Consider the following 21,192-nt stretch of genomic DNA (forward strand, 5'->3'; position numbering starts at 1 on the left):
AATGGAAAACACCATGTCTCTTCGTCGTACTTTTCTCTCCATCCTCGCTTTCGCCGCGCTCACCGGCGCTGCTTCCGCCGAGACCATCAAGGTCGGCGTGACCCCTGGTCCGCATGCGCAGGTGCTGGAAGCCGCCAAGGCCGTCGCCGCCAAGAAGGGCCTCGACATCCAGATCGTCGAATTCTCCGATTACGTGGTGCCGAATGCGGCGCTGGAAGCCGGCGACCTGCAGGCCAACTCGTTCCAGCATCAGCCCTATCTCGACAACCAGGTGGCTGACCGTAAATACAAGATCGTCGCTGTCGGCAACACCATCAACTTCCCGATGGGCATCTATTCGAAGAAGGTGAAGACCTGGGACGAGGTGAAGTCCGGCGCCACGCTGGCGATTCCGAACGATCCGACCAATGGCGGCCGCGTGCTGATCCTGCTGCGCGACAAGGGCATCATCAAGCTGAAGGACGGCGTTGGCTTCAAGCCGACCCTGCTCGACATCACCGACAATCCGAAGAAGCTGAAGATCACCGAAGTCGATGCCGCGCAGCTCCCGCGCACGCTGCCTGACGTCGACGTCGCCGGCATCAACACCAATTACGCCACGCAAGCTGGCCTCGATCCGGTGAAGGACGCGCTGCTCCGCGAGGACCCGAAGGGCCCTTACGCGAATCTCATCGCCGTGCGCGCCGCCGACAAGGACAAGCCCTGGGTGAAGACGCTGGTGGAAAGCTATCAGTCGCCCGAGGTGAAGGACTTCATCGAGAAGACCTTCAAGGGCTCGGTGCTCGCGACCTGGTAAAGGCACGGGGAGCGCTTCGCGCAATAGGCGAGGCGCTTCTTTCTTCTCCCTCCCTCAAGCGGCGTAGCCGCGCAGTGGGGAGGGTGGCCGGCCGTTAGGCCGGACGGGTGGGGTGTTTCAACACACTCCGTCCTGACGTGGGGAGAGACCCCACCCCGGCCTCCGCTTCGCTCGGCCGACCCTCCCCACTGCGCTTCGCTTGGGGGAGGGATATCTCTGGCGCCTGTGCGCCATCGCAGATTCAACTGTCAAACAGCCACTGCTCTTCAGACATGCGTCATCACCCCTGTTGTTTGCGGCGCGGGGGGCGCCGTCGTCTCCTGCATTCCCACCCTCTCTAAAAGAGGGCGTGCGGAACGCCGGGTGCCCGATGCACCCTTGGGCCTGATGCCGATGCGGTCTTCCGCAAGCGATAGTGCATCAGGACTTTCGGAAGCACGAGCGATTGCCCGACGTTCCGCCTGCGGTGTTTTTTCGGTTGCTTGCACTTTGCCTCAGCGAACGATCCGATCACCGAATTAAAGTCCCAAAGGCGATGGGAAGGGAGCCTCAAGCGAATAGGCCGAACGCGTTTTGACTTTGGTCGTCCGTCACCCTGTCCAGGGGTCTTTCCATCGTAAGGCCGATCGTCTCCTTGCCAGTGGCAGTGCTGGCGCAGATCCGTCCTGCCCGAAGACAGACGTCACCCATGAACCGCGTAACGCCGCATCTCCGGCGTCCACCGCATCCAGCCCCGCGAACATGACGATCGCGCTCGCCCCTCTCATCGAGGCTGGACGATGGAGATAATAGTCCTTGTAGGTATATTGTCAATGGAGGATAGGAAAAAATGTTCGGCGCCTTTCCAGCGCCACACTGTCATTCCGGGGCGCGGGCGCGCCTTCGTGCACGCGAACCCGGAATCCCGACATGTTCAGCGCAAAACACTCCGGGATTCCGGGTTCGCGCTCTGCCGGCTTCGCCGGCGACGCACGCCCCGGAATGAGGGGAGGGGCGGGCCGCCCTCCAGCCGCAAATCCCATGTCCACACGCCATCCCATTGAAATCCAACCGCAATCCGTGGGTCGCAGCGGGCAGGGGATGCGACCTCACATGAGGTTGAGACGCGCCGCGCAACGTGTTACCTGACGCGGCACGCGGGTATAGCTCAATGGTAGAGCAGCAGCCTTCCAAGCTGAATACGAGGGTTCGATTCCCTCTACCCGCTCCAGCCCGACGCGCGCTGCGCGCAGCCATTGCGGTGTAGTAGCTGTCGAGCGGCATGCTGCGCGCAGTCTCGGGCCGACGTCATTTCACGCTAAGCAATCATTCGCGGATCACGCCGTCGCCGTTCGTCATCTGACGGCTGTCCCTCGCCATGGTCATTGGATCGATGCGTCGTCGAGCGTCACGCCACAGCCAGAGCACGGGCGGTCGCGGATTTGCCGACGGTTCTATAAATCAATCTGGACAATATCAATTTTTGATCATTAAACTACAGGTAGAATTTTTATTTATGTGATTTTTGAGCGGGGGTGGATCATGCGCGGATGTCTAGGAATTGTGCTGGCCGTATTTTTGTTTCTTACGTCACACCATGCATGGGCAAAGAGCGATCATATTGATAGCGCGCTGTCCGCGATCGACTCGGCAAACGGGCAGGCCCGTCTCGATCTCAGCAAGGGATTCTACAAGGCGACTTCGGGAAGTAGCTATGTCGTGATCGAGGTTCCGGCGGACATGGGCTCGGTGCTCAAATTCGACTACCGGTTCCGCTCGCTCGCTTCGGCGTCCTGGGAATTCGACCAGACGATTTTCGTATCGCTCTATGCGGGTGGAAAATGTGTCAAGATCGGCGTGAAGAAATTCGTCTACAGCGAAGGCGGGTTCATATCCGGATCAAGCGATCAGACCATCGTGCCGGGCGGCGATTGCCGCGAATCCGAGCCTCTCGCGCGCATCAACGATTTTCTGCGTCTTGCCGCAGATCCCGGCGATTTCTTCCGGGGCGCCGCCTTTGTCGCGCTGTCCACAATGAAAAAATGCACCAGTTCGGCGTGTACCGCTCTGGTCAAGGGCCTTCCGATCCGCCGCGCTACATTTTTCGGATCGGTGTCCCCGGGCGGGCAGCCTTTGCCTGCACTGGCGGCGACCTTCAAGGAAGGCGCACGCCTCATCCTGCCGCAGAATGGCATGCTTGTCCTCGCGGCCAATTCGGGGGCGGTGTTCAACGATCTGGTGTACGACCTCGAAGCGTCGACCGGCTCAGCTCTCCTCAACAAGTTCAGCGTAAATCTCAGCGATGGGCTGATCTCCGGAGGGCAGACAATCTTTCGGATCGGACCGCAGAGCAAGTTCACAGCCGAAGAAGTCAAGTTTGAGAAGAATGACGTCGCCGTCAAAATCAGCAGGGGAGCGCTGAGCGGCGAACTGGGCGAAGGCACCTCCATTCTGCTGTCGAATGACCAGGCTAAAACCTCAACCATCAACGTGCGATATGCCAAGTTGACTCTCGCTGGTCTCAGCTACGAGGGTGCGCCTGGCCAGTCCTCGCTGAGCTTCCAGCGAGGGATTCTGTCGACCCAACTCGAGAATGCGGAATTCTGGTTCTCCGACCGAAACAGCATTCGCGTGGGGTACACAAACATCAATTTCGTGCTGGGATGCCCCGAGAATGTCGCGGTCGATACTTGTGCGCCCGTGAACTGGAGCAAGGCCGGCCTCTCGGTCTACGGAACCATCAATGCGTTCTCGACGACCCTCGTCGGCGGGCAGTTCAATATTTCGAATGTGGGAACGATTCAGCTGAAGGGCGGCCAGATCGCCGCCGACACGCTGGCGATCGACTCCAAGAACAAGACGAGTCCCATCACCGGAAAGATCAACAAATTCGAGATCTCGCTGGAAGGGCAGGATCTCCACCTCGACGGATCGACCATCGCCTCGCTCGCCCGCGCCGATATCAAGGCCAATGACCTGCTCTACAAGGTCGGCCAGTCGCTGCCGGTCGGCACGGTCAAGATATCGGGAATGGCATCGCGCGTGGAGGGCGGCAAGATTGGGAAAGTCCGCTTCGATGCCGGGGCCAAGTTCGATCTCCAGATCGACCGGCGCGACAACGAGGAGCCGGAGGTCATCGACGGCAATATCGACGGCGAAGCCAAGGTCACGATGGACGGTGGTAACTGGCTTCAGGCGAGCGTTCACGTCGAACGGCTGCGCTATTTCAGGGGGTTGGGCGATGCCATTCTGAAACTGACCGCAACCGCGGGACAGTATGTGTTCTCCACGCCGTCCGACCACCAGACCGCCGACGCGGTGCTGCTCAAATCGGAGATCGACGTGAAGTCGATCAAACTGGCGCCGACGCTGTCGCAGCCGATCGTCATCGGTCCTACGGATGTGAAAGCGTCGCAAGGAAAGTGGGTGATCGATCCCGTCGTCGGCGTGCCGTTCAAGTTCGCGGTTCCGATTGCCCAGCAGGAAATCGTCTACGCCCCGATCAAGGACAAAGTCACGCATGGTACGGTATGTGCGCCAAAGGTGATGTTGCGCGACCAGAGTCCCGAAATCACCGGTAAGATCGACGTCTTTGCATCCAGCGCAGGCGGCAAGATCAAGATCTATGACAACAAGATTTCCGCGGGTATCGATGTCCAGGCGGATGACCGTGGCTGTCAGGGCATTGCGGACCTCGTGTGCTTCCTTGTTGGCACAGCGTTCGGTGGGCCTATCGGTGGCGCTGCGCTGGCGGTCGCCTGCGATAATAATATCGAGGGCGCGAAAGCGAAGCTCACCGATCAGGTGCGCGACGAGTCGATCAAAAAGGTGGCTGAATCGAAATTCGAATTCAACTACTAGGGGCCGTGCCGGCGACCATCTGTTCGTGCAGCGGCTCCTCCAGCCGCTTTTGCACATCAGGTAGCTCGCGATCGCGCGCGGCTTGATCAAGCGCGAAGGCCGCCTCCATCTGGATGCGATCATACGCGGTGTTCTGTTCGACGCGTGAACCATCGGCCAGGTCGTCGAACGCGATGTCGTGGTCGCGCGGCACCGAGCGCGAGGGGAAGGCGCCTTGGTCAAAAACTGCGTGATCCCCCAAAGGCACTCGCGTCTCGATAGGTTGCCCCCGCTCCCCATCCGGTCAATAACCGCTGCGTGTTGTCCAGAGCGAGCCCGATCCTCCATGACCGATTCCCGTTATTTCCCCATCGCAACCGCCTGGGACAAAGTCGATCCGCAACAGGCCGGCTACGCCCCGGACAAGCTCGCCGCGGCCGTGTCCTTCGCCCAGGCCAATGAAACGCCGTGGCCGCGCGGCTTCTATTACGACGACGGCCGCTATGCGCCGAATGTGGACTGGAATGAGACCGGGCCATGGAGCGCCGTGCTCGGACCGGTGCGCGAACGCGGTGGGTCTGCGGGCATTGTGCTGCAACATGGTCGCGTGCTGGCGTCGTGGGGCGAGATCGCGCGGGCGGATATGACCTTCTCCATCGCCAAGAGCTATCTCGCCACGCTGACGGGCCTTGCAGTGGATGACGGGCTGATCGGGGATATCGACGAGCCCGTGGGCAGGCGCGTGCCGGGGCCGTTGTTTGCGGATGCGCATAATGCTGACATCACCTGGCGGCATCTGCTGCAACAGACCAGCGAATGGCGCGGCGAGCTGTTCGGCAAGCCGGACCAGATCGATCACAATCGTCTGGTCGCACCGAATGCCGACAACAGCCGCAAGGGCGAGCTGCGCGAATGGCAGGCGCCGGGCAGCTTCTACGAATATAACGATGTCCGCGTGAACCTGCTGTCGCTCTGCCTGCTGCATCTGTTCAAGCGGCCGCTGCCGGAGGTGCTGCGCGCGCGCATCATGGATCCGATCGGCGCGTCGAAGGACTGGAGCTGGGTCGGCTACGACAATTCATGGGTCGAGATCGACGGCCAGCGGATACAGTCGGTGCCGGGCGGCGGCCATTGGGGTGGCGGCATGTTCATCGGCGCGGAGGACCATGCGCGCTTCGGCCTGCTGATGGCGCGCGGCGGCGACTGGAATGGCCAGCGGCTGCTGTCGCAGAGCTGGATCGATGCGATGTGGGCGCAGTCTGCACTGCAGCCGAATTACGGCTTCCTGTGGTGGCTGAACCGCGGGCCGCATGCCAACAAAAACGCGCCGGAGACGGCGGTCTATGCGCTCGGGGCCGGCGGCAACATGATCTGGATCGATCGCGACGCTGACATGATCGCGGTGACGCGCTGGCTCCCCAGCGCGAAGGCGCCGGAATTCATCCGTCAGCTGATCGCGGCGCGGATCTAGGACGCGTCATGCCGGCGACGACGCCTGCGCCGCGGCGTCGCTGCGGCCGGACAGCCACGAACACAGGCCGGCCGGAATGGCACAGATGAGGCCGAGTGCGAGGGTCTGTTTGCTCCATCCGAGCAGCAAGGCCATCACCAGCACCGTTGCCCCGTAGGTCAGAAGCGTCGTGATGATGACAGCAGGAACGGACGATCTGGCAGCTAGCCAGTCGAGCAAAGCGACGAGCAGCCCGGGCACGATAAAGACGAGATAGATGAGAACCGGCCCTGTGCCGCTGTCCTGCGCCGCGCCCGTTAGGATGTAGGTCACGACGTAGAACGCCGTCGTGGCAATGGCGGGAAACAGCACAAGGAAGATCAGAAACCGCTTCATGACGTCGTCTCCAGGACCGTTCGGTCGGTACTGGGTCAGTCCTGGACGGGTTTTCGTTCAACGGACCCGAGCGATATCGGTCATCGTCCCAATCGGGACATGCGCTTATGCAACGGATCGCGCGCGGTGGCGTTGGCCTGCGAAGGGAGACACCGAGATGAACGGACGCAAGCCAGCAGAGCAACGGCCCGAAGGTCCGGGCGAAAAACCGGACCCGCTCACGGGTCTCGGTGACCATCCGCCGCCGGAGGATCAGTTCGGCGGCGGCGACATCTGCTCGCCGGAAGCGGAGCCTCCGACCGAAGACGACAAGCCGCTCGACTGATCCTCCTGGCGCAATGTGCGCTTCGCGCGGGCTACATCGGCGGCACGATGCCGTTGGTGCCGGCGACCACGTTGCCGGTGGAGAGCGTTCCGTCGTCCGCCTTCTGCGACGGCACGAACACTGTCGTGCCCGGCTTCAGGTCGGCCTGCGCGGCGGCTGCGAAGGTGACGACCGTGGTGTCATCCGCGACCGAGATGGTCTTTTCCTTGCCGTGGAAGGTCACTGTGATGTTGCGGCCGTCGACGTCCTTGACGGCGTTGGTGACGGTCGCGTTGGTCATGGTGCTGTTCGGTTTCAGATCCCAGGGATAGCTGCCTTCGCCGGTGCCCTTCATGCCCGCCGGAAAGATCAGGACCTCGAGGGCGCCGTCGCCGCCGCGCGACTTGGGCAGCGAGGCGATGCCGACGAAGTCGCCGGGCTTGATGTCGTTGAGCGAGGCCTTGGCCACGCCGGTGACTTTCCAGTTGTCGTTCAGCTTGATCGCGGTCGAATTGCCCTCGCGGGTTTTGACCGTCAGCTTCGCACCGTCGACGCTCTCGACGGTGCCGCGCACGCGAACCGTCTCGGCTGCGCTTGCGGCGGAAATGGTGGCTGCACTCAGCAGGGCAATGCCCAGCCCAGTGATTACAGCAGAAAACGCTCTCATATTTCGTCCTTTCACGTAACGCTCTTGGCCTGGTGCCGGTAGCGTTACGTTCGGGGATCGCGATGATTACGCTGGCCTGCATCACGACGCAGTGATCAGGCGTGCGCTGTGTTCCTGCAGTCTTACTTCTGCGCGGCGAGGTGCTGGTCGGGACAGGTCGCTGTGCCCAAGGGGGCAATCTCATCCAGCAGTGCCTGCGCGAGGCCCTTCTGCGCATCAGGCAGTCCGCGATTGCGCGCGGCCTGTTCGAGCGCGAAGGTCGCTTCCATGTGAATGCGGAAATGCGCGGCGTTCTGTTCGACGCCGGTGCCCTCAGGCACCTCGCCGAACACCACGTCATGGCAGCGCGCCACCGAGCGCGAGGTGAAGGCACGGCAGGTCAGTGGACGGACCTCGTAGACCGTGCAGCGATTGTCCGATCCGAGCAGCGCGCAGCGCATGCGAAGTTTCATGACGTCGGCGGCATCGCGTGCGGCAGCCGCGGCGATTTCGAGGCGGGTGCGCAGTGCCGCCTGTTCGTCCGGGGTGAAATGCGCGGCGATATGTTGCGCCATCACCGTCGCGGTGCCGGGCGGTACCTGGACAAAGAGGTGACAGCAGGCGGCGCAGCCGCTGGTGCAGGCATTGCCGGGCTGGTTCGGGATGTTGTCGCGAATGGCTGCGGTGGCGGCGTCCGCGATGGCGGTCGCATCGCGCGCGGCATCCGCGATGCTGTCCGCCTGTTCGAAGGCGACGCCATAGGCGGCGCGCAGATTGCCGAAGATGCCTTCATAGCGGCCGGACAGCGAGCGCATCAGCGTGCCCACTTCCGCGATATTGTCCGACACGAAGTCGATGGCGTCCTGTGCGCTCATGCTGGGGTCCCGATCCGCTCTCGGAATACGCTGCGAATCGGCGGGACGTCACCAGCAATCTGAAGCGGGAACCGGGCTTATGGTTCAGGCGCGCGCTTTCGCCTTGGCCGGTTCCTTCAGCGGGGCCTTGGCCGGTTTCCCCGTCAGCGCCATGACAGCGACTGCAACCACGCGGTCGGTGATCGCCTGCACATCGTTGAGGTCGCACAGCCCGTCGGACATGCGCGTCAGGCGTTCGCTGTCGCGGATGGTCTGGTGCGCCATGGCCAGCGCGAAATGCAGCGCCCAGAAGATATCGGCGGAGTCCTGATCGGGCAGGGACCGGCGCATCGCCGCGGCGAAACGCTTGAGGTGATCGACCTCGCGGTTCTTGATCTTGCGGATTGGCGGCACGGATTCGATCGAGGCGCGGATCATGAAGCGCGCGGCATCCGAGCGCTGCTTCTCGGGGCCGAGGCAGCCGCGCAGCGTCGGGCCGACAAGGGCGGCAAAGATCGCATTGATATCGGCGCGGCCGTCGCCGGCTTCCTCCGCCGCCTTCAATTCGCGCAGGCGCTCGCGGTTGGTGGCGAGGCTGCGCGTCACGAACAGTTCGGCGATCAATTCGTCCTTGCTGCCGAAGTGATAATTCACCGCCGCGAGATTGACGTCCGCCGCGGCCACGATGTCGCGCATGGTCACATCCGCAAAGCCGCGTTCGGCATAAAGCCGTTCGGCTGCGGTGATGATGGCGGTCCGTGTGTGGTCTGCTGCCATGCGATCGTCCTGATCAAAACCGGCCTCTTGCAACATGGCCCCATGCAAGCGGCGCGGATCGGGGTTGTTGCATTTCAAACGCGTGTATGAAACTATCGTTTGAGCGTCGAGAAATGTCAATGTGCGCCTGATGGCATATTGCATCTGCTCAACGCCATCGCCCCCGCGCGGATCTGTGCCGCATCAGCAGAGACAAATTTGCTCTTGCGGTGATCCAGCGACGGGACAACAGTGCCGCCAACAATTCTAAAAAACGCGAGGATCGCCCCCATGGATTTCAATATGTCGGACCGCCAGCGCGAATGGCTCGAGCGCGTCTCCTCCTTCATGACCAAGCATGTGCGTCCGGCCGCGCCGATCTATCGTCAGCAGGACGAAGCGGGCGAGCGCTGGAAGGTGATCCCGATCGTCGAGGAATTGAAGAAGAAGGCGAAGGCCGAAGGCCTGTGGAACATGTTCATGCCGCCGTCGTCGCATGAAGACGACGAATTCCACGGTGCGGGACTGAGCAATCTGGAATATGCGCTGCTCGCCGAACAGATGGGCCATATCGGCTGGGCCTCGGAAGTGTTCAACTGTTCCGCGCCGGACACCGGCAATATGGAAGTGTTCATGCGCTACGGCTCGAAAGAGCATAAGCAGAAGTGGCTGAAGCCGCTGATGAACGGCGAGATCCGCTCCGCCTTCCTGATGACCGAGCCGGATGTGGCGTCGTCGGACGCGACCAATATCGAGACCTCGATCAAGCGCGACGGCGACGAATACGTCATCAACGGCACCAAGTGGTGGTCGTCGGGCATGGGCGATCCGCGCTGCGCCGTGATGATCGTGATGGGCAAGACCGATCCGAGCGCGGCGAAGCATCAGCAGCAGTCGCAGATCCTGGTGCCGCGCGATGCCAAGGGTGTGACGATCGAGAAGATGCTGCCGGTGTTCGGCTTCGACGATGCACCGCACGGCCATGCGCGGGTGAAGCTGGACAATGTCCGCGTGCCCGCCAGCAATATCCTGCTCGGCGAAGGCCGCGGCTTCGAGATCGCGCAGGGCCGTCTCGGTCCGGGCCGTATCCATCACTGCATGCGCACCATCGGCAAGGCCGAGGAAGCGCTGGAGAAGATGGTGCGCCGGCTGTCGTCGCGCACCGCCTTCGGCAAGAAGATCATCGAATATTCGATCTGGGAGCAGCGCATCGCTGAAGCCCGTACCGATATCGAGATGAACCGTCTGCTCTGCCTCAAGGCCGCCGACATGATGGACAAGGTCGGCAACAAGACTGCCCAGCTCGAAATCGCGATGATCAAGGTCTCCGGCCCGAACATGGCGCTGAAGATCATCGACAACGCGATCCAGGCTTACGGCGCCGCCGGCGTGTCCGATGATGCGGGTCTTGCCCGTGACTATGCATCGATGCGCACCATGCGGCTTGCGGACGGTCCGGACGAGGTGCACAACCGTGCCATCGCCCGGCTCGAACTGCGCAAGTATGCCAATGAGGCAAAGCACTAAAGCTCGGCACCAAGAAGAAACGCTAAGCGGAGACTGATGTGACCGATGGTGTGAAGCGCGACGACGAGTATAACGGCACGAGGCCAGTCGAGGAGCGACATCGCTTCGACGAGATGAGCCTCGAAGCCTGGATGCGCGAGCATGTGGAAGGCTATGAGGGACCGCTGACCGTCCTGCAGTTCAAGGGCGGACAAAGCAACCCGACCTATCGGCTGAATACGCCGAAGCAGTCCTACGTGATGCGGCGCAAGCCGTTCGGCAAGCTTCTGCCATCGGCGCACGCCGTCGATCGCGAATACAAGGTGATCGCTGCGCTCGGGAAGCAGGGCTTCCCGGTCGCCAAGGCCTATGCGCTGTGCACCGATGATGCCGTCATCGGCTCGGCGTTCTACATCATGTCGATGGAAGATGGCCGGATCTTCTGGGATCCGGCGCTGCCATCGGTGCCGAAGGAAGACCGCCGTGCGATCTTCACGGCGAAGATCGAGACGCTGGCGCAACTGCACAGCTACGATCCGGAGAAGATCGGGCTGGGCGATTTCGGCCGTCCCGGTAATTACTTCGCCCGCCAGGTCGACCGCTGGACCAAGCAGTATCGCGCCTCCGAGACGCAGCTCATTCCGGAAATGGAACGGCTGATCGAATGGCTGCCGACCACCGTTCCGGAACAGGAGCGGGTGTCGGTGGTGCATGGCGACTACCGCATCGACAACATGGTGTTCAACGCCACGCAGCCGAAGGTGCAGGCGGTGCTCGATTGGGAGCTGTCGACATTGGGCGATCCGATGGCCGACTTCACCTATCTCTTGATGCAGTGGATCATGCCGGGTCTCGACGGGCTCGACTTCAAGGCGCTCAACATCCCGACCATGGATGAAGCCGCGAAAATCTATTGCGAGAAGGCCGGCCGAAAGACCGTGCCGGATCTGAACTGGTACTACTGCTACAACCTGTTCCGGCTCACCGGCATTCTGCAGGGCATCGCCGGCCGCGTCCGCGACGGCACGGCGTCGTCGGCCAAGGCGATGGAATCCGCCAAGCGCACCGTGCCGCTGGCGCAGGCGTCGTGGAAATACGCGCAGCTCGCCGGCGCGAAATAGCCGACAACGCAGCGCGATCCAGTCGATGGATCGCGTCTCTCTCTCGATCGCTTCAGCTTTGTGATCGCCTTCAAGACGCCCCGCCAAGAAGGGCCGGCCGCTGGGAATTGCTGCCGCTACGATCGACCTGGAAACGCACGTGGGGCTCTCTCCCAATCTTCACGGCAGCCTGTTGATGGCGGCCGCCATGGCCAGCTTCAGCGTCACCGACGCGATGTCCAAATTCCTGCTCGCACAGATGAATTTCGGGCAGTTGGTGCTGCTGCGTGGCATCGTTGCAAGCCTGCTGATCGCTGCATTGGCCGCGCATCGCGGAGCGTTGCGACCGCTGCGCGTGCTGTTCGTAGCGCCGGTGGCGCTGCGCATCATAGGCGAGGTCGGCGGCACGGTTCTGTTTCTGCAGGCCATCACGCATCTGCCGCTGGCCAATGTGGCGGCGATCATTCTGTCGCAGCCGCTGGCGATCACGCTCGGCGCGGTGCTGATCCTCGGCGAGCGGGTCGGCTGGCGCCGCTGGCTGGCGATCACCGCGGGCTTTGCCGGTGTGCTGATCATCGTGCGGCCCGGTGCGGCGGGTTTCAACCAATTCACCTTGCTGGCGCTCGGCGCAGTCGCGTTCTATGCGCTGCGCGATCTCGCGACCAAGAAAATTCCGGCGGACATTCCTGCGCTGTTCGTGACGCTGCTGACGACCGTCGTGATGACGCTGGTCGGAGGCGGGCTGATGGTCCCGCTTGGCGGCTGGGCCGAGCCGTCGGCTTCGGCGCTCCTGCTGCTGGCCGTGGCCGCGGTGCTGGTGCTGATCGGCTATCAATGTGTGATCATGGCGCTGCGCGTCGGCGACATCTCGGCGGTGGCGCCGTTTCGCTACACGCAACTGCTCTGGGCCATGCTGCTCGGCTATCTGATGTTCGGCGACAGGCCCGACGGCGCCATGATCCTCGGCGCGTCAGTCATCGTGGCGTCCGGTCTGTACGCCTTCCAGCGCGAGCGAATCCACAATCGCGAATTGCTGCTGGCCGCCAAGGTGTCGAGCGCGCCGGTGGACCGGCTGTGATGGCGAGGGCGTAAAACATGGCTCTCTCGCCCAATCTCCGCGGCAGTGTGCTGATGGCTGTGGCCATGGCCGGCTTCAGCCTGAACGACGCCGTCACGAAATTTCTCACCGCGCAGATGAATTTCGGCCAGGTGATGCTCGTGCGCGGCATCATTGCCGGCGTATTGGTGTTCGCGCTCGCTTACTATCAGCAGGCGCTGCGGCCCGTGAGCATCCTGTTCAGGCTGCCGGTGGCGCTGCGGGTGTTCGGCGAGATCGGCGGCACGGTCACGTTCCTCGCCTCCATCACCCATCTGCCGCTCGCCAATACATCGGCGATCTTCCAGTCGCTGCCGCTGGCGATCACGCTCGGCGCGGCAGTGGTTTTCGGCGAGCCCGTCGGTTGGCGCCGCTGGGCGGCGATCCTCGCCGGATTCATCGGCGTGCTGATCGTGGTGCGGCCTGGCGTCGAGGGCTTCAATCAGTTCTCGCTGCTGGCAATGATCTCCGTCGGCTTCTGCATGATCCGCGATCTCGCCACCAGCCGGATTCCGAAGGAGATCCCGTCGCTGTTCGTGACGCTGCTGACCACCTGCGTCGTTGCCGTCGTCGGCGGTGCGATCATGGTGCCGCTCGGCGGCTGGACACCGCCTTCGAACGGCGCGTTGGCGCTGCTATTGCTCGCTGCCGTGCTGGTGCTGATCGGCTATCAATGCGTGATCATGGCGCTGCGGGCCGGGGACATCTCCGCGGTGGCGCCGTTTCGCTACACGCAACTGCTGTGGGCGATGCTGCTGGGCTATCTCATCTTTGGTGATGCCCCCGATGCGGCGATGATCCTCGGCGCATCGGTGATCGTGGCGTCCGGTCTCTATGCCTTCCATCGCGAGCGCATCCGCAATCGCGACCAACTCGTGTCGGCGAAGGCGTCCGCGCTGCCGACCGAGGGGTTGTGAACTGCCCCCTGAAGAGGACGGTCAGAACGACATCAGGCCAGCGCACAGTGAATGGCAGGGACGCGTGAGCCATCTGGCTCGCTTGTCCGTTTTGGTGCAGATGACGCGCAATCATCTGGCCTGAGTCTTGCTCTGCTCAGCCTGTTTGTTCAGTTCGCACCTTACCCAGGATTGTTTTGCCTCTCTCTCCCAATCTGCGCGGCAGCCTGCTGATGGCTGTCTCCATGGCAACCTTCAGCGTCAACGACGCCATTGCCAAATTTCTGACCGTGCAGATGCATTTCAGCCAGGTAATGATGCTGCGCGGGCTTTTTGCCAGCGTCATGATCGGTGCACTGGCGGTGCATCAGGGCGCGCTACGGCCGCTACGGGTGCTGTTCGTGCCGTCAGTGGCGCTGCGTATCTCCGGGGAGATCGGCGGCTCGGCGCTGTTCCTGGTCGCGGTCAGCGCGCTGCCGCTCGCCAATGTGACCGCCATCGTTCAATCGCTGCCGCTGGTGATGACCTGCGGTGCCGTGCTGATCCTGGGCGAGCCGGTGGGGTGGCGACGATGGCTGGCGATTGCCGCGGGTTTCGCCGGCGTGCTGATCATCGTGCGGCCGGGCGCGGAGGGGTTCAGTCAGTTCACCTTGGTGGCGCTGCTGTCGGTGTTGTTCTACGCCACGCGCGATCTCGTCACCAAGCGCATCCCGGCCGAAATTCCCACGCTGTTCGTGACCTTTCTCACCGCCGTTGCGGTGACCTTGGCAGGGGCAGTGTTCACCCTGCTGCACGGGGACTGGAGCGTACTATCCGTTCATTTGCTCGCCCTCCTTGCGCTGGCGGCAGTGATGACGCTGATCGGATTCCAGTGCGTCATCCTCGCGCTGCGCGTCGGCGACGTCTCGTCGGTCGCGCCGATGCGCTATTCGCAGATGTTGTACGCGATGCTGCTGGGCTATCTGGTCTTCAGCGACGTGCCCGACGCCATGATGGTGCTCGGCGCGAGCGTCATCGTGCTGTCCGGCATCTACACATTTCACCGCGAGCGTGTCCGCGACCGTTTGCTGGCAGCGAATTCGTCGAACGCGCCGCCGGATGGCGTGTGACTTGAAGTGATGCGGTGGCGGCCATGGCATCCCTCCCCCTTGCGGGGAGGGGCGGCCGAACGAGACGATGCGTCAGCATCGCCGAAGTGGAGGCCGGGGTGGGGGTGCCACGCACTCGGAGCCTGCGGTACCCCCACCCGACCGCGCTGCGCGCGGCCACCCTCCCCGCAAGGGGGAGGGAGAAGAAGGCCTGCGTGTAATGCTAGATCGGCTTACCTGCGTAAGGCATCGACGCTGTGAGGCCGCCGTCCACCGGGATGGCCTGGCCATTCACGTAGGACGCGTCGTCGCTCGCCAGAAACAATCCCATCGCCGCGAGCTCATGCGGCTGGCCGGCGCGCTTCAGCGGATTGAGCTGGCCGATCTTGCCCTGCGTGCCGCGCTCCTTGGCATTGTCGAAGATTGGCTTGGTCATGCCGGTCTCAATCAGGCCGGGACACACCGCATTGATGCGCACGCCGGTGCCGGAGAGCGAATAGGCCGTGGTCTGCACCAGGCTGATGACACCTGCCTTGCTGGACGCATAGGGATGGCCGGAGGCGCCGGATTTCAGGCCTGCGACAGAGGCGGTGAGGACGATCGAGCCATGGCCCTGTTTCACCATATGCGGCATGGAATGCTTGATCGCGAGAAACGGCCCGATCAGATTGATGCGCAGGATCTCCTGCCATTGCTCGACAGTCTGCTCTAGCAGTGGCACGAGGCCGCCCGACACGCCGGCATTGGCCCAGATCGCGTCGAGTTTGCCGTATTTTGAAAGCGCCTTTTCGACATAGGCTTTCACGTCGCTCTCGGAACCGGCATCCGCCGTGATCGCTTCAATGGTGCCGCCGGCATCGCTCACGAGTTTCGCGGTTTCATGCACGCTCTCGCTACGGTCGACGATGATGAGCTTCGCGCCTTCCTTCGAGAACAGTTGCGCGGCGGCGCGGCCGATGCCGCTACCTGCGCCGGTGATGATGACGGATTTGCCTGCGAGGCGGCCGGAGTCTTTTTCCAGAGCCATGAGTTTCTCCCTGTATGTTTTTTGTGCGGCGTGCCGCCATATGGAATTCAATGAGACGTGCCAGGCTGCAAAGATGCTTGAGGCGCTTCGCGCTCTGACGTACGACAAATGAAACAGTATTGAAGGGTGGTCACGATGTCCAACGCCGAGAAACCGTTCGTGGCGCAGCATACAGTCCCACAGGGTGCGACGGCGACGCGGTGGTGGTGGGTGCGACACGCACCGGTGCGGGGGGACGGCGGCAACATCTACGGCCAGAAGGATATGGACTGCGACTGCAGCGACACCGTGGTGTTCAGTGCCGTCAGCAAGATCCTGCCGCGCAATGCCGTATGGTTCTCCAGCAATCTGAAACGCACGCATCAGACCGCAAGCGCCATCTGGGCTGCGGGCTTTCCGAAACCCGATGCAATGCCGCATGAAACGGATTTCGCCGAACAGCATCTCGGCGACTGGCAGGGCATGAACCGCGCGGCGTTCTTCGCCAGCCGGCCGATCAATGTCGGCAGTTACTGGTTTGCGCCCATCGACGAGCCTTCGCCGAATGGCGAAAGCTTCATGGATCTCTACAACCGCGTCCGCCGCGGCATCGAACGCATCAATGTTGAGCACGCCGGCAAGGACATTGTTGCGGTGGCGCATGGTGGCACGATCAAGGCGGCCATCGGTCTTGCGCTCAACGATCAGCCGGATCGCGGTCTTGCTTTCACCATCGACAATTGTTCGGTCACGCGGCTCGATCATCTCGCCAGCGACGGCCACTCGGGCTGGCGCATTCCGATGGTCAACCAGCAGCCCTGGATCGCCGATCCCTCGCATGCAGCGATGCATCAGCCGGCGGGGCCGGAAGTGATGCCGACGAAACTGGCCTAAATCAAAAACAACCGGCACATGCCGGATCAAGGGGAGAGAAACACATGAACCTGTTCGACATGACCGGAAAAGTCGCCGTCATCACCGGCTCGACGCGTGGCATTGGCCGCGCCATTGCCGAGCGGATGGCAGAGCACGGCGCCAAGGTGGTGATCTCGTCGCGCAAGCAGGATGTCTGCGACGAGGTGGCGAAGGAGATCAATGCGCAGTTCGGCAAGGGGACTGCGGTGGCGATTGCTGCGAACATCTCCAGCAAGGAAAACCTGCAGAACCTGGTCGACGAAAGCAAGAAGGCGTTCGGCAAGATCGATGTACTCGTATGTAACGCCGCGTCGAATCCGTATTACGGTCCGCTGGCTGATATCTCGGACGATCAGTTCAACAAGATCCTGAGCAACAACATTGTCGCCAATAACTGGCTGACCAGCATGGTGGTGCCGGACATGATCGCGCGCAAGGACGGCGCGGTGATCATCGTGTCGTCCATCGGCGGGTTGAAGGGGTCGACGACCATCGGCGCCTACTGCATTTCAAAGGCTGCCGATATGCAGCTGGCGCGCAATCTCGCTTGCGAATACGGCAAACACAATGTCCGCGTGAACTGCATCGCGCCGGGCCTGATCAAGACCGACTTCGCAAAAGCGCTGTGGGACAATCCGGATACGCTGAAGGCCTCGACCGCACGCTCGCCGTTGCTGCGCATCGGCATCCCCGATGAAATCGCAGGCGCTGCGGTGTTCCTGGGATCGGCGGCCGGGAATTTCATGACCGGGCAGACGATGGTGATCGACGGCGGTGCGACGATTAGCTGACGAACGACGCTTCACGACCTCGACGTCAGGACCGACTGGGCGCGTTGGCGGCGCCCAGTCGAATGGATCTCATGATTAGCTGCCTTGTGACGCTTAGGTGATGAAAATATAAACACAATCTAAGGTAGATTTAGCGGAGGCGCTGGGTAATACTCTGATCATTGTTGATCGCCAATCGGAGTATTGAGCATGCAGCGCGTGATGGACGTCGCATCGATCGACGTAGTCGTTTTGAAGTCGCTTCCTCCCGCCATCCTTGTCGTTGCCCACGGCCATGTTTCGACCACCGGGTGGACGGCACCGGAGTTGTCTCCGTGGTTCTATATTCGTGTGCCGGATGACGGCATCCAGGATTTTGATTTTGTCGCCGAGGAGCCGAAAGGCATTGTTGGCGATGTCGTGCTGCCGATTGTTGCGGAACTCACGATCCATCGCGATCTGGCGAATTACTGGGGCGAGGGCAATCCGCTCAAGGGGGTACGCGTCCATGCCCAGACAAACACCATCGAGTATTCTGTCGAGCCGCCGCATGTAATCAAGGAATCATTGGCGCCGATCAGCGGCGGTGTGAAGGCTCTGCTGGGCGATCCGGGCGCGCTGACTCTCGAAGCGCCGAAGATCCCTGACGACGTGAAAGCACTGCTGATCGGGAGGGCGCTGCGTGTCTACAAAACCGGCGATATGCTAACGATGGACTGGCAGCCAAACCGCTTCAACATCGAACGCGCGCCCGCAGACGGTCGCATCGTCAGCATCTGGTTCGGATGAGAAGGTTATCGGTAACAAGAGCGTGCGCGGGGGCGACTGTGTTTCCGGGATCTGCAGCCGGGAATGTCATGACCGGGCGGACGATGATGATCGACGGCGGTGCGACGATTAGCTGACGGGCAGCAGGTCCGTCATTCCGGGGCGGGACCAGCGCCGAAGGCGACGGGACTGAGCCCGGAATCTCGAAGTGATGAACACATCGGGATTCCGGGTCTGAGCTTCAGTCGGCTACGCCGACTTACGCTCATCCCGGAATGACGAGTTTTGCGTTGGCCGAGTGCTGAGCCTTACTCCACCGCCGCGTAGACCAGGCTCCGGATCTGCGTGCGGAAATACTCCCGCTGTCCCGGCCCCTGCGACATGAACACCGCGAACAGTTCTTCCTGCGGATCGATCCAGAAGAACGTGCCGGCGACGCCGCTCCAGAAGAACTGGCCTTTCGATCCCGCATAGGGCGCGTGACCATCGTCCGTGCGCACGGCGAAGCCGAGGCCGAAACTGTGGCCGGGCGGCACGAGATGCGTCTCCAGCTTCACATTGGGGCTGAGGTGATTCGACGCCATCAGATGCAGGGTGCGGCTGCCGATCACGCGGTTGCCGTCCAGCGTGCCGCCATTGAGCAGCATCTGGCAGAAGCGCGCATAGTCCATCGTCTTTGATACCAGGCCGCCGCCGCCGGATTCCATCTTCGGAATCTCCAGCGGATCGAACAGCCCGACTTTCTCGCCCGTCCATGGGTCGGTGGGGAAGGGCTGGGCGATGCGATCCTTGTTCGTGCTTGCTGTGTGGAAGCCGGTCTCGGCCATCTGCAGCGGCGCCAGAATGTTCTTGGTGAGATAGGAGCCGAGCGACTTCCCGGACACGACCTCGATGACGCGGCCGAGAATGTCGGTGGAGCGGCTGTAATTCCACTCAGAGCCGGGCTGGCAGATCAACGGCAGGCCGGCGACGATCTTCGCATGTTCTTCATTGGTGATGTCGCGATTGCGCAGGTTCGACTTCTGGTACATCCGCTGCACCATGCCGTTGCCGGTGATCTCATAGGAAATGCCCGAGGTGTGGCGCAGCAGGTCCTGGATGGTGATCGGTCGAACAGGCAGCGCCAGTTCGAGCGCGCCGTTGCGCTCGACGCCGACCTTGGTGTCGGCGAATTCGGGGATGTATTTGGCGAGCGGATCGTTGAGCAGGATATGGCCGTCCTCGACGAGCTGCATGATGCCCAATGACACGATCGGCTTGGTCATGGAGAAGATGCGGAACAGGCTGTCGCGGGTCATCGGTGAGGCGCCGTCCGGCGTCTGCTTGCCGAAGGCCTCGAAATAGCCGATCTGGCCGCGGCGGGAGACCAGCATGGTGACGCCCGGCGTAGTGCCCTTGTCGATCTCGCGCTTGAATGCGTCCGACATGATCTGAAGACGGTTTGATGACAATCCCAGCGTTTCCGGCCGGGCCTGCGGCAACTCGGGGGTCTCGGGGGAAGTGGCGTGTTTTGCGGCAGTTTGGACGTTCATGGGGGCTCCCGATAGCGCTTTGATTGATCTTGTCATTTGCCGGCTTACATAGGGGGCTCGCCGGCATGGTTGGACGAGCTTGGCCCAGAAGTTCGGGCTTGAACAGGGCCGTTTTCCCTTGTAACCAGCCGCCGGTTTGGTGCTGCGCACGGGCGTGGCTTAACAGGTGGATCTATGGCCAAAGCAAAATTTGAACGTAACAAGCCGCACTGCAATATTGGTACGATCGGTCACGTTGACCACGGCAAGACGTCGCTGACGGCGGCGATCACGAAGGTGCTGGCGGAGACGGGTGGTGCAACGTTCACCGCTTACGACCAGATCGACAAGGCGCCCGAGGAAAAGGCCCGCGGCATCACGATCTCGACCGCGCACGTCGAATACGAGACCGCCAACCGCCACTACGCCCACGTCGATTGCCCCGGCCACGCCGACTATGTGAAGAACATGATCACCGGCGCCGCGCAGATGGACGGTGGCATCCTGGTCGTGTCGGCCGCTGACGGCCCGATGCCGCAGACCCGCGAGCACATCCTGCTCGCGCGCCAGGTCGGCGTGCCCGCCCTGGTCGTGTTCCTGAACAAGTGCGACATGGTCGACGATCCGGAGCTGCTCGAACTGGTCGAGATGGAAGTGCGCGAACTGCTCTCGAAGTACGACTTCCCGGGCGATGACATTCCGATCATCAAGGGTTCGGCGCTGGCCGCTCTCGAAAACTCGGATGTGAAGCTCGGTCATGACGCTATCCTGGAGCTGATGAAGGCGGTCGACAGCTACATCCCGCAGCCGGAGCGTCCGGTTGACCAGCCGTTCCTGATGCCGGTGGAAGACGTGTTCTCGATCTCGGGTCGTGGTACGGTCGTGACAGGCCGCGTCGAGCGCGGCATCGTCAAGGTCGGCGAGGAAATCGAAATCGTCGGCATCCGCGCCACGCAGAAGACGATCTGCACCGGCGTTGAAATGTTCCGCAAGCTGCTCGATCAGGGCCAGGCCGGCGACAACATCGGCGCACTGCTGCGCGGCACCAAGCGTGAAGACGTCGAGCGCGGCCAGGTGCTGTGCAAGCCGGGTTCGGTGAAGCCGCACACCAAGTTCAAGGCTGAGGCTTACATCCTCACCAAGGAAGAGGGTGGCCGTCACACGCCGTTCTTCACCAACTACCGTCCGCAGTTCTACTTCCGCACCACCGACGTGACCGGTGTTGTGCATCTGCCGGAAGGCACCGAAATGGTGATGCCGGGCGACAATATCGCCATGGAAGTGCACCTGATCGTGCCGATCGCCATGGAAGAGAAGCTGCGCTTCGCCATCCGTGAAGGCGGCCGCACCGTCGGTGCTGGCGTGGTGGCCTCGATCATCGAGTAATCGATTAAAGACGGCGGGCAGGGGCTGGTTCCCTTGCCCGCCGTTTTGATTCCGGCGGGATTTGATTTGGGAGGGGGCGCTTCGCCTCTTGCAAATCAGGCGTCGCATATGCTTCAAACGGCGCGGAAA

Annotated in this window: 20 protein-coding genes and 1 tRNA gene; 14 read left to right on the top strand and 7 right to left on the bottom strand. The window is 62.1% G+C overall.

Features of this window, described 5'->3' with window-relative positions:
• Nucleotide 1: 1 nt before the first annotated feature.
• The 3 genes from AB8A33_RS09345 to AB8A33_RS09355 all read left to right on the top strand — a co-directional run bounded on the left by AB8A33_RS09345 (nucleotide 2) and on the right by AB8A33_RS09355 (nucleotide 4,636).
• A complete protein-coding gene (locus AB8A33_RS09345; protein WP_439092480.1) occupies nucleotides 2-796 on the top strand; it encodes a MetQ/NlpA family ABC transporter substrate-binding protein in 795 nt (264 codons plus the stop codon).
• A gap of 1,136 nt (nucleotides 797-1,932) precedes the next feature.
• Nucleotides 1,933-2,006: transfer RNA gene (locus AB8A33_RS09350), tRNA-Gly, on the top strand.
• A 311-nt stretch (nucleotides 2,007-2,317) separates the two neighbouring features.
• Entirely contained in the window at nucleotides 2,318-4,636 is a 2,319-nt protein-coding gene (locus AB8A33_RS09355; protein ID WP_439092481.1) for a hypothetical protein, read from the top strand.
• Here AB8A33_RS09355 and AB8A33_RS09360 read toward each other — a convergent pair.
• Entirely contained in the window at nucleotides 4,626-4,877 is a 252-nt protein-coding gene (locus AB8A33_RS09360) for a hypothetical protein (RefSeq protein ID WP_439092482.1), read from the bottom strand. The genes AB8A33_RS09355 and AB8A33_RS09360 overlap by 11 nt on opposite strands.
• 84 nt (nucleotides 4,878-4,961) lie before the next feature.
• On the opposite strand from AB8A33_RS09360, the gene AB8A33_RS09365 reads away from it, so the two are divergent.
• Nucleotides 4,962-6,086, top strand: a complete 1,125-nt coding sequence (locus AB8A33_RS09365) for a serine hydrolase domain-containing protein (RefSeq protein WP_439092483.1) — start codon at nucleotides 4,962-4,964, stop codon at nucleotides 6,084-6,086.
• 6 nt (nucleotides 6,087-6,092) lie between these two features.
• Here the strand turns inward: AB8A33_RS09365 and AB8A33_RS09370 are convergent, their stop codons facing one another.
• Nucleotides 6,093-6,461 (bottom strand): hypothetical protein, encoded by a 369-nt coding sequence (locus AB8A33_RS09370; RefSeq protein ID WP_439092484.1) that lies wholly within the window; start codon nucleotides 6,459-6,461, stop codon nucleotides 6,093-6,095.
• Between the two features lie 157 nt (nucleotides 6,462-6,618).
• On the opposite strand from AB8A33_RS09370, the gene AB8A33_RS09375 reads away from it, so the two are divergent.
• Entirely contained in the window at nucleotides 6,619-6,786 is a 168-nt protein-coding gene (locus tag AB8A33_RS09375) for a hypothetical protein (protein ID WP_439092485.1), read from the top strand.
• Between the two features lie 31 nt (nucleotides 6,787-6,817).
• Here the strand turns inward: AB8A33_RS09375 and AB8A33_RS09380 are convergent, their stop codons facing one another.
• From AB8A33_RS09380 to AB8A33_RS09390, 3 genes are all read right to left on the bottom strand, one after another.
• A complete protein-coding gene (locus tag AB8A33_RS09380) occupies nucleotides 6,818-7,432 on the bottom strand; it encodes a hypothetical protein (RefSeq protein WP_439092486.1) in 615 nt (204 codons plus the stop codon).
• 122 nt (nucleotides 7,433-7,554) lie between these two features.
• A complete protein-coding gene (locus tag AB8A33_RS09385) occupies nucleotides 7,555-8,286 on the bottom strand; it encodes a YkgJ family cysteine cluster protein (protein WP_439092487.1) in 732 nt (243 codons plus the stop codon).
• Nucleotides 8,287-8,370: 84 nt separating this feature from the next.
• On the bottom strand, nucleotides 8,371-9,042 hold the full coding sequence (locus AB8A33_RS09390; RefSeq protein WP_439092488.1) for a TetR/AcrR family transcriptional regulator: 672 nt from the start codon (nucleotides 9,040-9,042) through the stop codon (nucleotides 8,371-8,373).
• A gap of 270 nt (nucleotides 9,043-9,312) precedes the next feature.
• Here AB8A33_RS09390 and AB8A33_RS09395 point away from each other — a divergent pair, with 270 nt between their 5' ends.
• From AB8A33_RS09395 to AB8A33_RS09415, 5 genes are all read left to right on the top strand, one after another.
• Entirely contained in the window at nucleotides 9,313-10,548 is a 1,236-nt protein-coding gene (locus tag AB8A33_RS09395) for an acyl-CoA dehydrogenase family protein (protein WP_439092489.1), read from the top strand.
• A 38-nt stretch (nucleotides 10,549-10,586) separates the two neighbouring features.
• Entirely contained in the window at nucleotides 10,587-11,648 is a 1,062-nt protein-coding gene (locus AB8A33_RS09400; protein ID WP_439092490.1) for a phosphotransferase family protein, read from the top strand.
• A 139-nt stretch (nucleotides 11,649-11,787) separates the two neighbouring features.
• Nucleotides 11,788-12,705: a DMT family transporter gene (locus AB8A33_RS09405; RefSeq protein ID WP_439092491.1), complete on the top strand. Its 918-nt coding sequence runs from the start codon at nucleotides 11,788-11,790 to the stop codon at nucleotides 12,703-12,705.
• A 17-nt stretch (nucleotides 12,706-12,722) separates the two neighbouring features.
• Complete coding sequence (locus tag AB8A33_RS09410; RefSeq protein WP_439092492.1) at nucleotides 12,723-13,640, top strand: DMT family transporter; 918 nt, start codon at nucleotides 12,723-12,725, stop codon at nucleotides 13,638-13,640.
• A 176-nt stretch (nucleotides 13,641-13,816) separates the two neighbouring features.
• Nucleotides 13,817-14,728 carry a DMT family transporter gene (locus AB8A33_RS09415; RefSeq protein WP_439092493.1) on the top strand — a complete coding sequence of 304 codons (912 nt, stop codon included), beginning with the start codon at nucleotides 13,817-13,819 and terminating at the stop codon, nucleotides 14,726-14,728.
• Nucleotides 14,729-14,930: 202 nt separating this feature from the next.
• Here AB8A33_RS09415 and AB8A33_RS09420 read toward each other — a convergent pair whose 3' ends face one another.
• Nucleotides 14,931-15,734 carry an SDR family NAD(P)-dependent oxidoreductase gene (locus tag AB8A33_RS09420; protein ID WP_439092494.1) on the bottom strand — a complete coding sequence of 268 codons (804 nt, stop codon included), beginning with the start codon at nucleotides 15,732-15,734 and terminating at the stop codon, nucleotides 14,931-14,933.
• Between the two features lie 135 nt (nucleotides 15,735-15,869).
• On the opposite strand from AB8A33_RS09420, the gene AB8A33_RS09425 reads away from it, so the two are divergent.
• From AB8A33_RS09425 to AB8A33_RS09435, 3 genes are all read left to right on the top strand, one after another.
• A complete protein-coding gene (locus tag AB8A33_RS09425; RefSeq protein ID WP_439092495.1) occupies nucleotides 15,870-16,607 on the top strand; it encodes a histidine phosphatase family protein in 738 nt (245 codons plus the stop codon).
• 44 nt (nucleotides 16,608-16,651) lie between these two features.
• The gene (locus AB8A33_RS09430) at nucleotides 16,652-17,419 is read left to right on the top strand and encodes an SDR family NAD(P)-dependent oxidoreductase (protein ID WP_439092496.1); all 768 of its coding nucleotides are present in this window, start codon (nucleotides 16,652-16,654) and stop codon (nucleotides 17,417-17,419) included.
• A gap of 189 nt (nucleotides 17,420-17,608) precedes the next feature.
• Nucleotides 17,609-18,187 (top strand): I78 family peptidase inhibitor, encoded by a 579-nt coding sequence (locus AB8A33_RS09435; RefSeq protein ID WP_439092497.1) that lies wholly within the window; start codon nucleotides 17,609-17,611, stop codon nucleotides 18,185-18,187.
• A 287-nt stretch (nucleotides 18,188-18,474) separates the two neighbouring features.
• On the opposite strand, the gene AB8A33_RS09440 is transcribed toward AB8A33_RS09435, so the two are convergent.
• Entirely contained in the window at nucleotides 18,475-19,698 is a 1,224-nt protein-coding gene (locus AB8A33_RS09440) for a serine hydrolase domain-containing protein (RefSeq protein WP_439092498.1), read from the bottom strand.
• Between the two features lie 174 nt (nucleotides 19,699-19,872).
• On the opposite strand from AB8A33_RS09440, the gene tuf reads away from it, so the two are divergent.
• Nucleotides 19,873-21,063 (top strand): elongation factor Tu, encoded by a 1,191-nt coding sequence (tuf, locus tag AB8A33_RS09445; protein WP_439092499.1) that lies wholly within the window; start codon nucleotides 19,873-19,875, stop codon nucleotides 21,061-21,063.
• Nucleotides 21,064-21,192: the final 129 nt, after the last annotated feature.

It is taken from the genome of Tardiphaga sp. 813_E8_N1_3 (assembly GCF_051811025.1).
Classification (GTDB): Bacteria; Pseudomonadota; Alphaproteobacteria; order Rhizobiales; family Xanthobacteraceae; genus Tardiphaga.

What these genes read in the sequence shown, in the direction of transcription:
- AB8A33_RS09345 (WP_439092480.1), top strand. Translation starts at nt 2, where the DNA reads ATGGAAAACACCATGTCTCTTCGTCGTACTTTTCTCTCCATCCTCGCT.
- AB8A33_RS09355 (WP_439092481.1), top strand. Translation starts at nt 2,318, where the DNA reads ATGCGCGGATGTCTAGGAATTGTGCTGGCCGTATTTTTGTTTCTTACG.
- AB8A33_RS09365 (WP_439092483.1), top strand. Translation starts at nt 4,962, where the DNA reads ATGACCGATTCCCGTTATTTCCCCATCGCAACCGCCTGGGACAAAGTC.
- AB8A33_RS09370 (WP_439092484.1), bottom strand. Translation starts at nt 6,461, where the DNA reads ATGAAGCGGTTTCTGATCTTCCTTGTGCTGTTTCCCGCCATTGCCACG.
- AB8A33_RS09375 (WP_439092485.1), top strand. Translation starts at nt 6,619, where the DNA reads ATGAACGGACGCAAGCCAGCAGAGCAACGGCCCGAAGGTCCGGGCGAA.
- AB8A33_RS09380 (WP_439092486.1), bottom strand. Translation starts at nt 7,432, where the DNA reads ATGAGAGCGTTTTCTGCTGTAATCACTGGGCTGGGCATTGCCCTGCTG.
- AB8A33_RS09385 (WP_439092487.1), bottom strand. Translation starts at nt 8,286, where the DNA reads ATGAGCGCACAGGACGCCATCGACTTCGTGTCGGACAATATCGCGGAA.
- AB8A33_RS09390 (WP_439092488.1), bottom strand. Translation starts at nt 9,042, where the DNA reads ATGGCAGCAGACCACACACGGACCGCCATCATCACCGCAGCCGAACGG.
- AB8A33_RS09395 (WP_439092489.1), top strand. Translation starts at nt 9,313, where the DNA reads ATGGATTTCAATATGTCGGACCGCCAGCGCGAATGGCTCGAGCGCGTC.
- AB8A33_RS09410 (WP_439092492.1), top strand. Translation starts at nt 12,723, where the DNA reads ATGGCTCTCTCGCCCAATCTCCGCGGCAGTGTGCTGATGGCTGTGGCC.
- AB8A33_RS09420 (WP_439092494.1), bottom strand. Translation starts at nt 15,734, where the DNA reads ATGGCTCTGGAAAAAGACTCCGGCCGCCTCGCAGGCAAATCCGTCATC.
- AB8A33_RS09425 (WP_439092495.1), top strand. Translation starts at nt 15,870, where the DNA reads ATGTCCAACGCCGAGAAACCGTTCGTGGCGCAGCATACAGTCCCACAG.
- AB8A33_RS09430 (WP_439092496.1), top strand. Translation starts at nt 16,652, where the DNA reads ATGAACCTGTTCGACATGACCGGAAAAGTCGCCGTCATCACCGGCTCG.
- AB8A33_RS09435 (WP_439092497.1), top strand. Translation starts at nt 17,609, where the DNA reads ATGCAGCGCGTGATGGACGTCGCATCGATCGACGTAGTCGTTTTGAAG.
- AB8A33_RS09440 (WP_439092498.1), bottom strand. Translation starts at nt 19,698, where the DNA reads ATGAACGTCCAAACTGCCGCAAAACACGCCACTTCCCCCGAGACCCCC.
- tuf (WP_439092499.1), top strand. Translation starts at nt 19,873, where the DNA reads ATGGCCAAAGCAAAATTTGAACGTAACAAGCCGCACTGCAATATTGGT.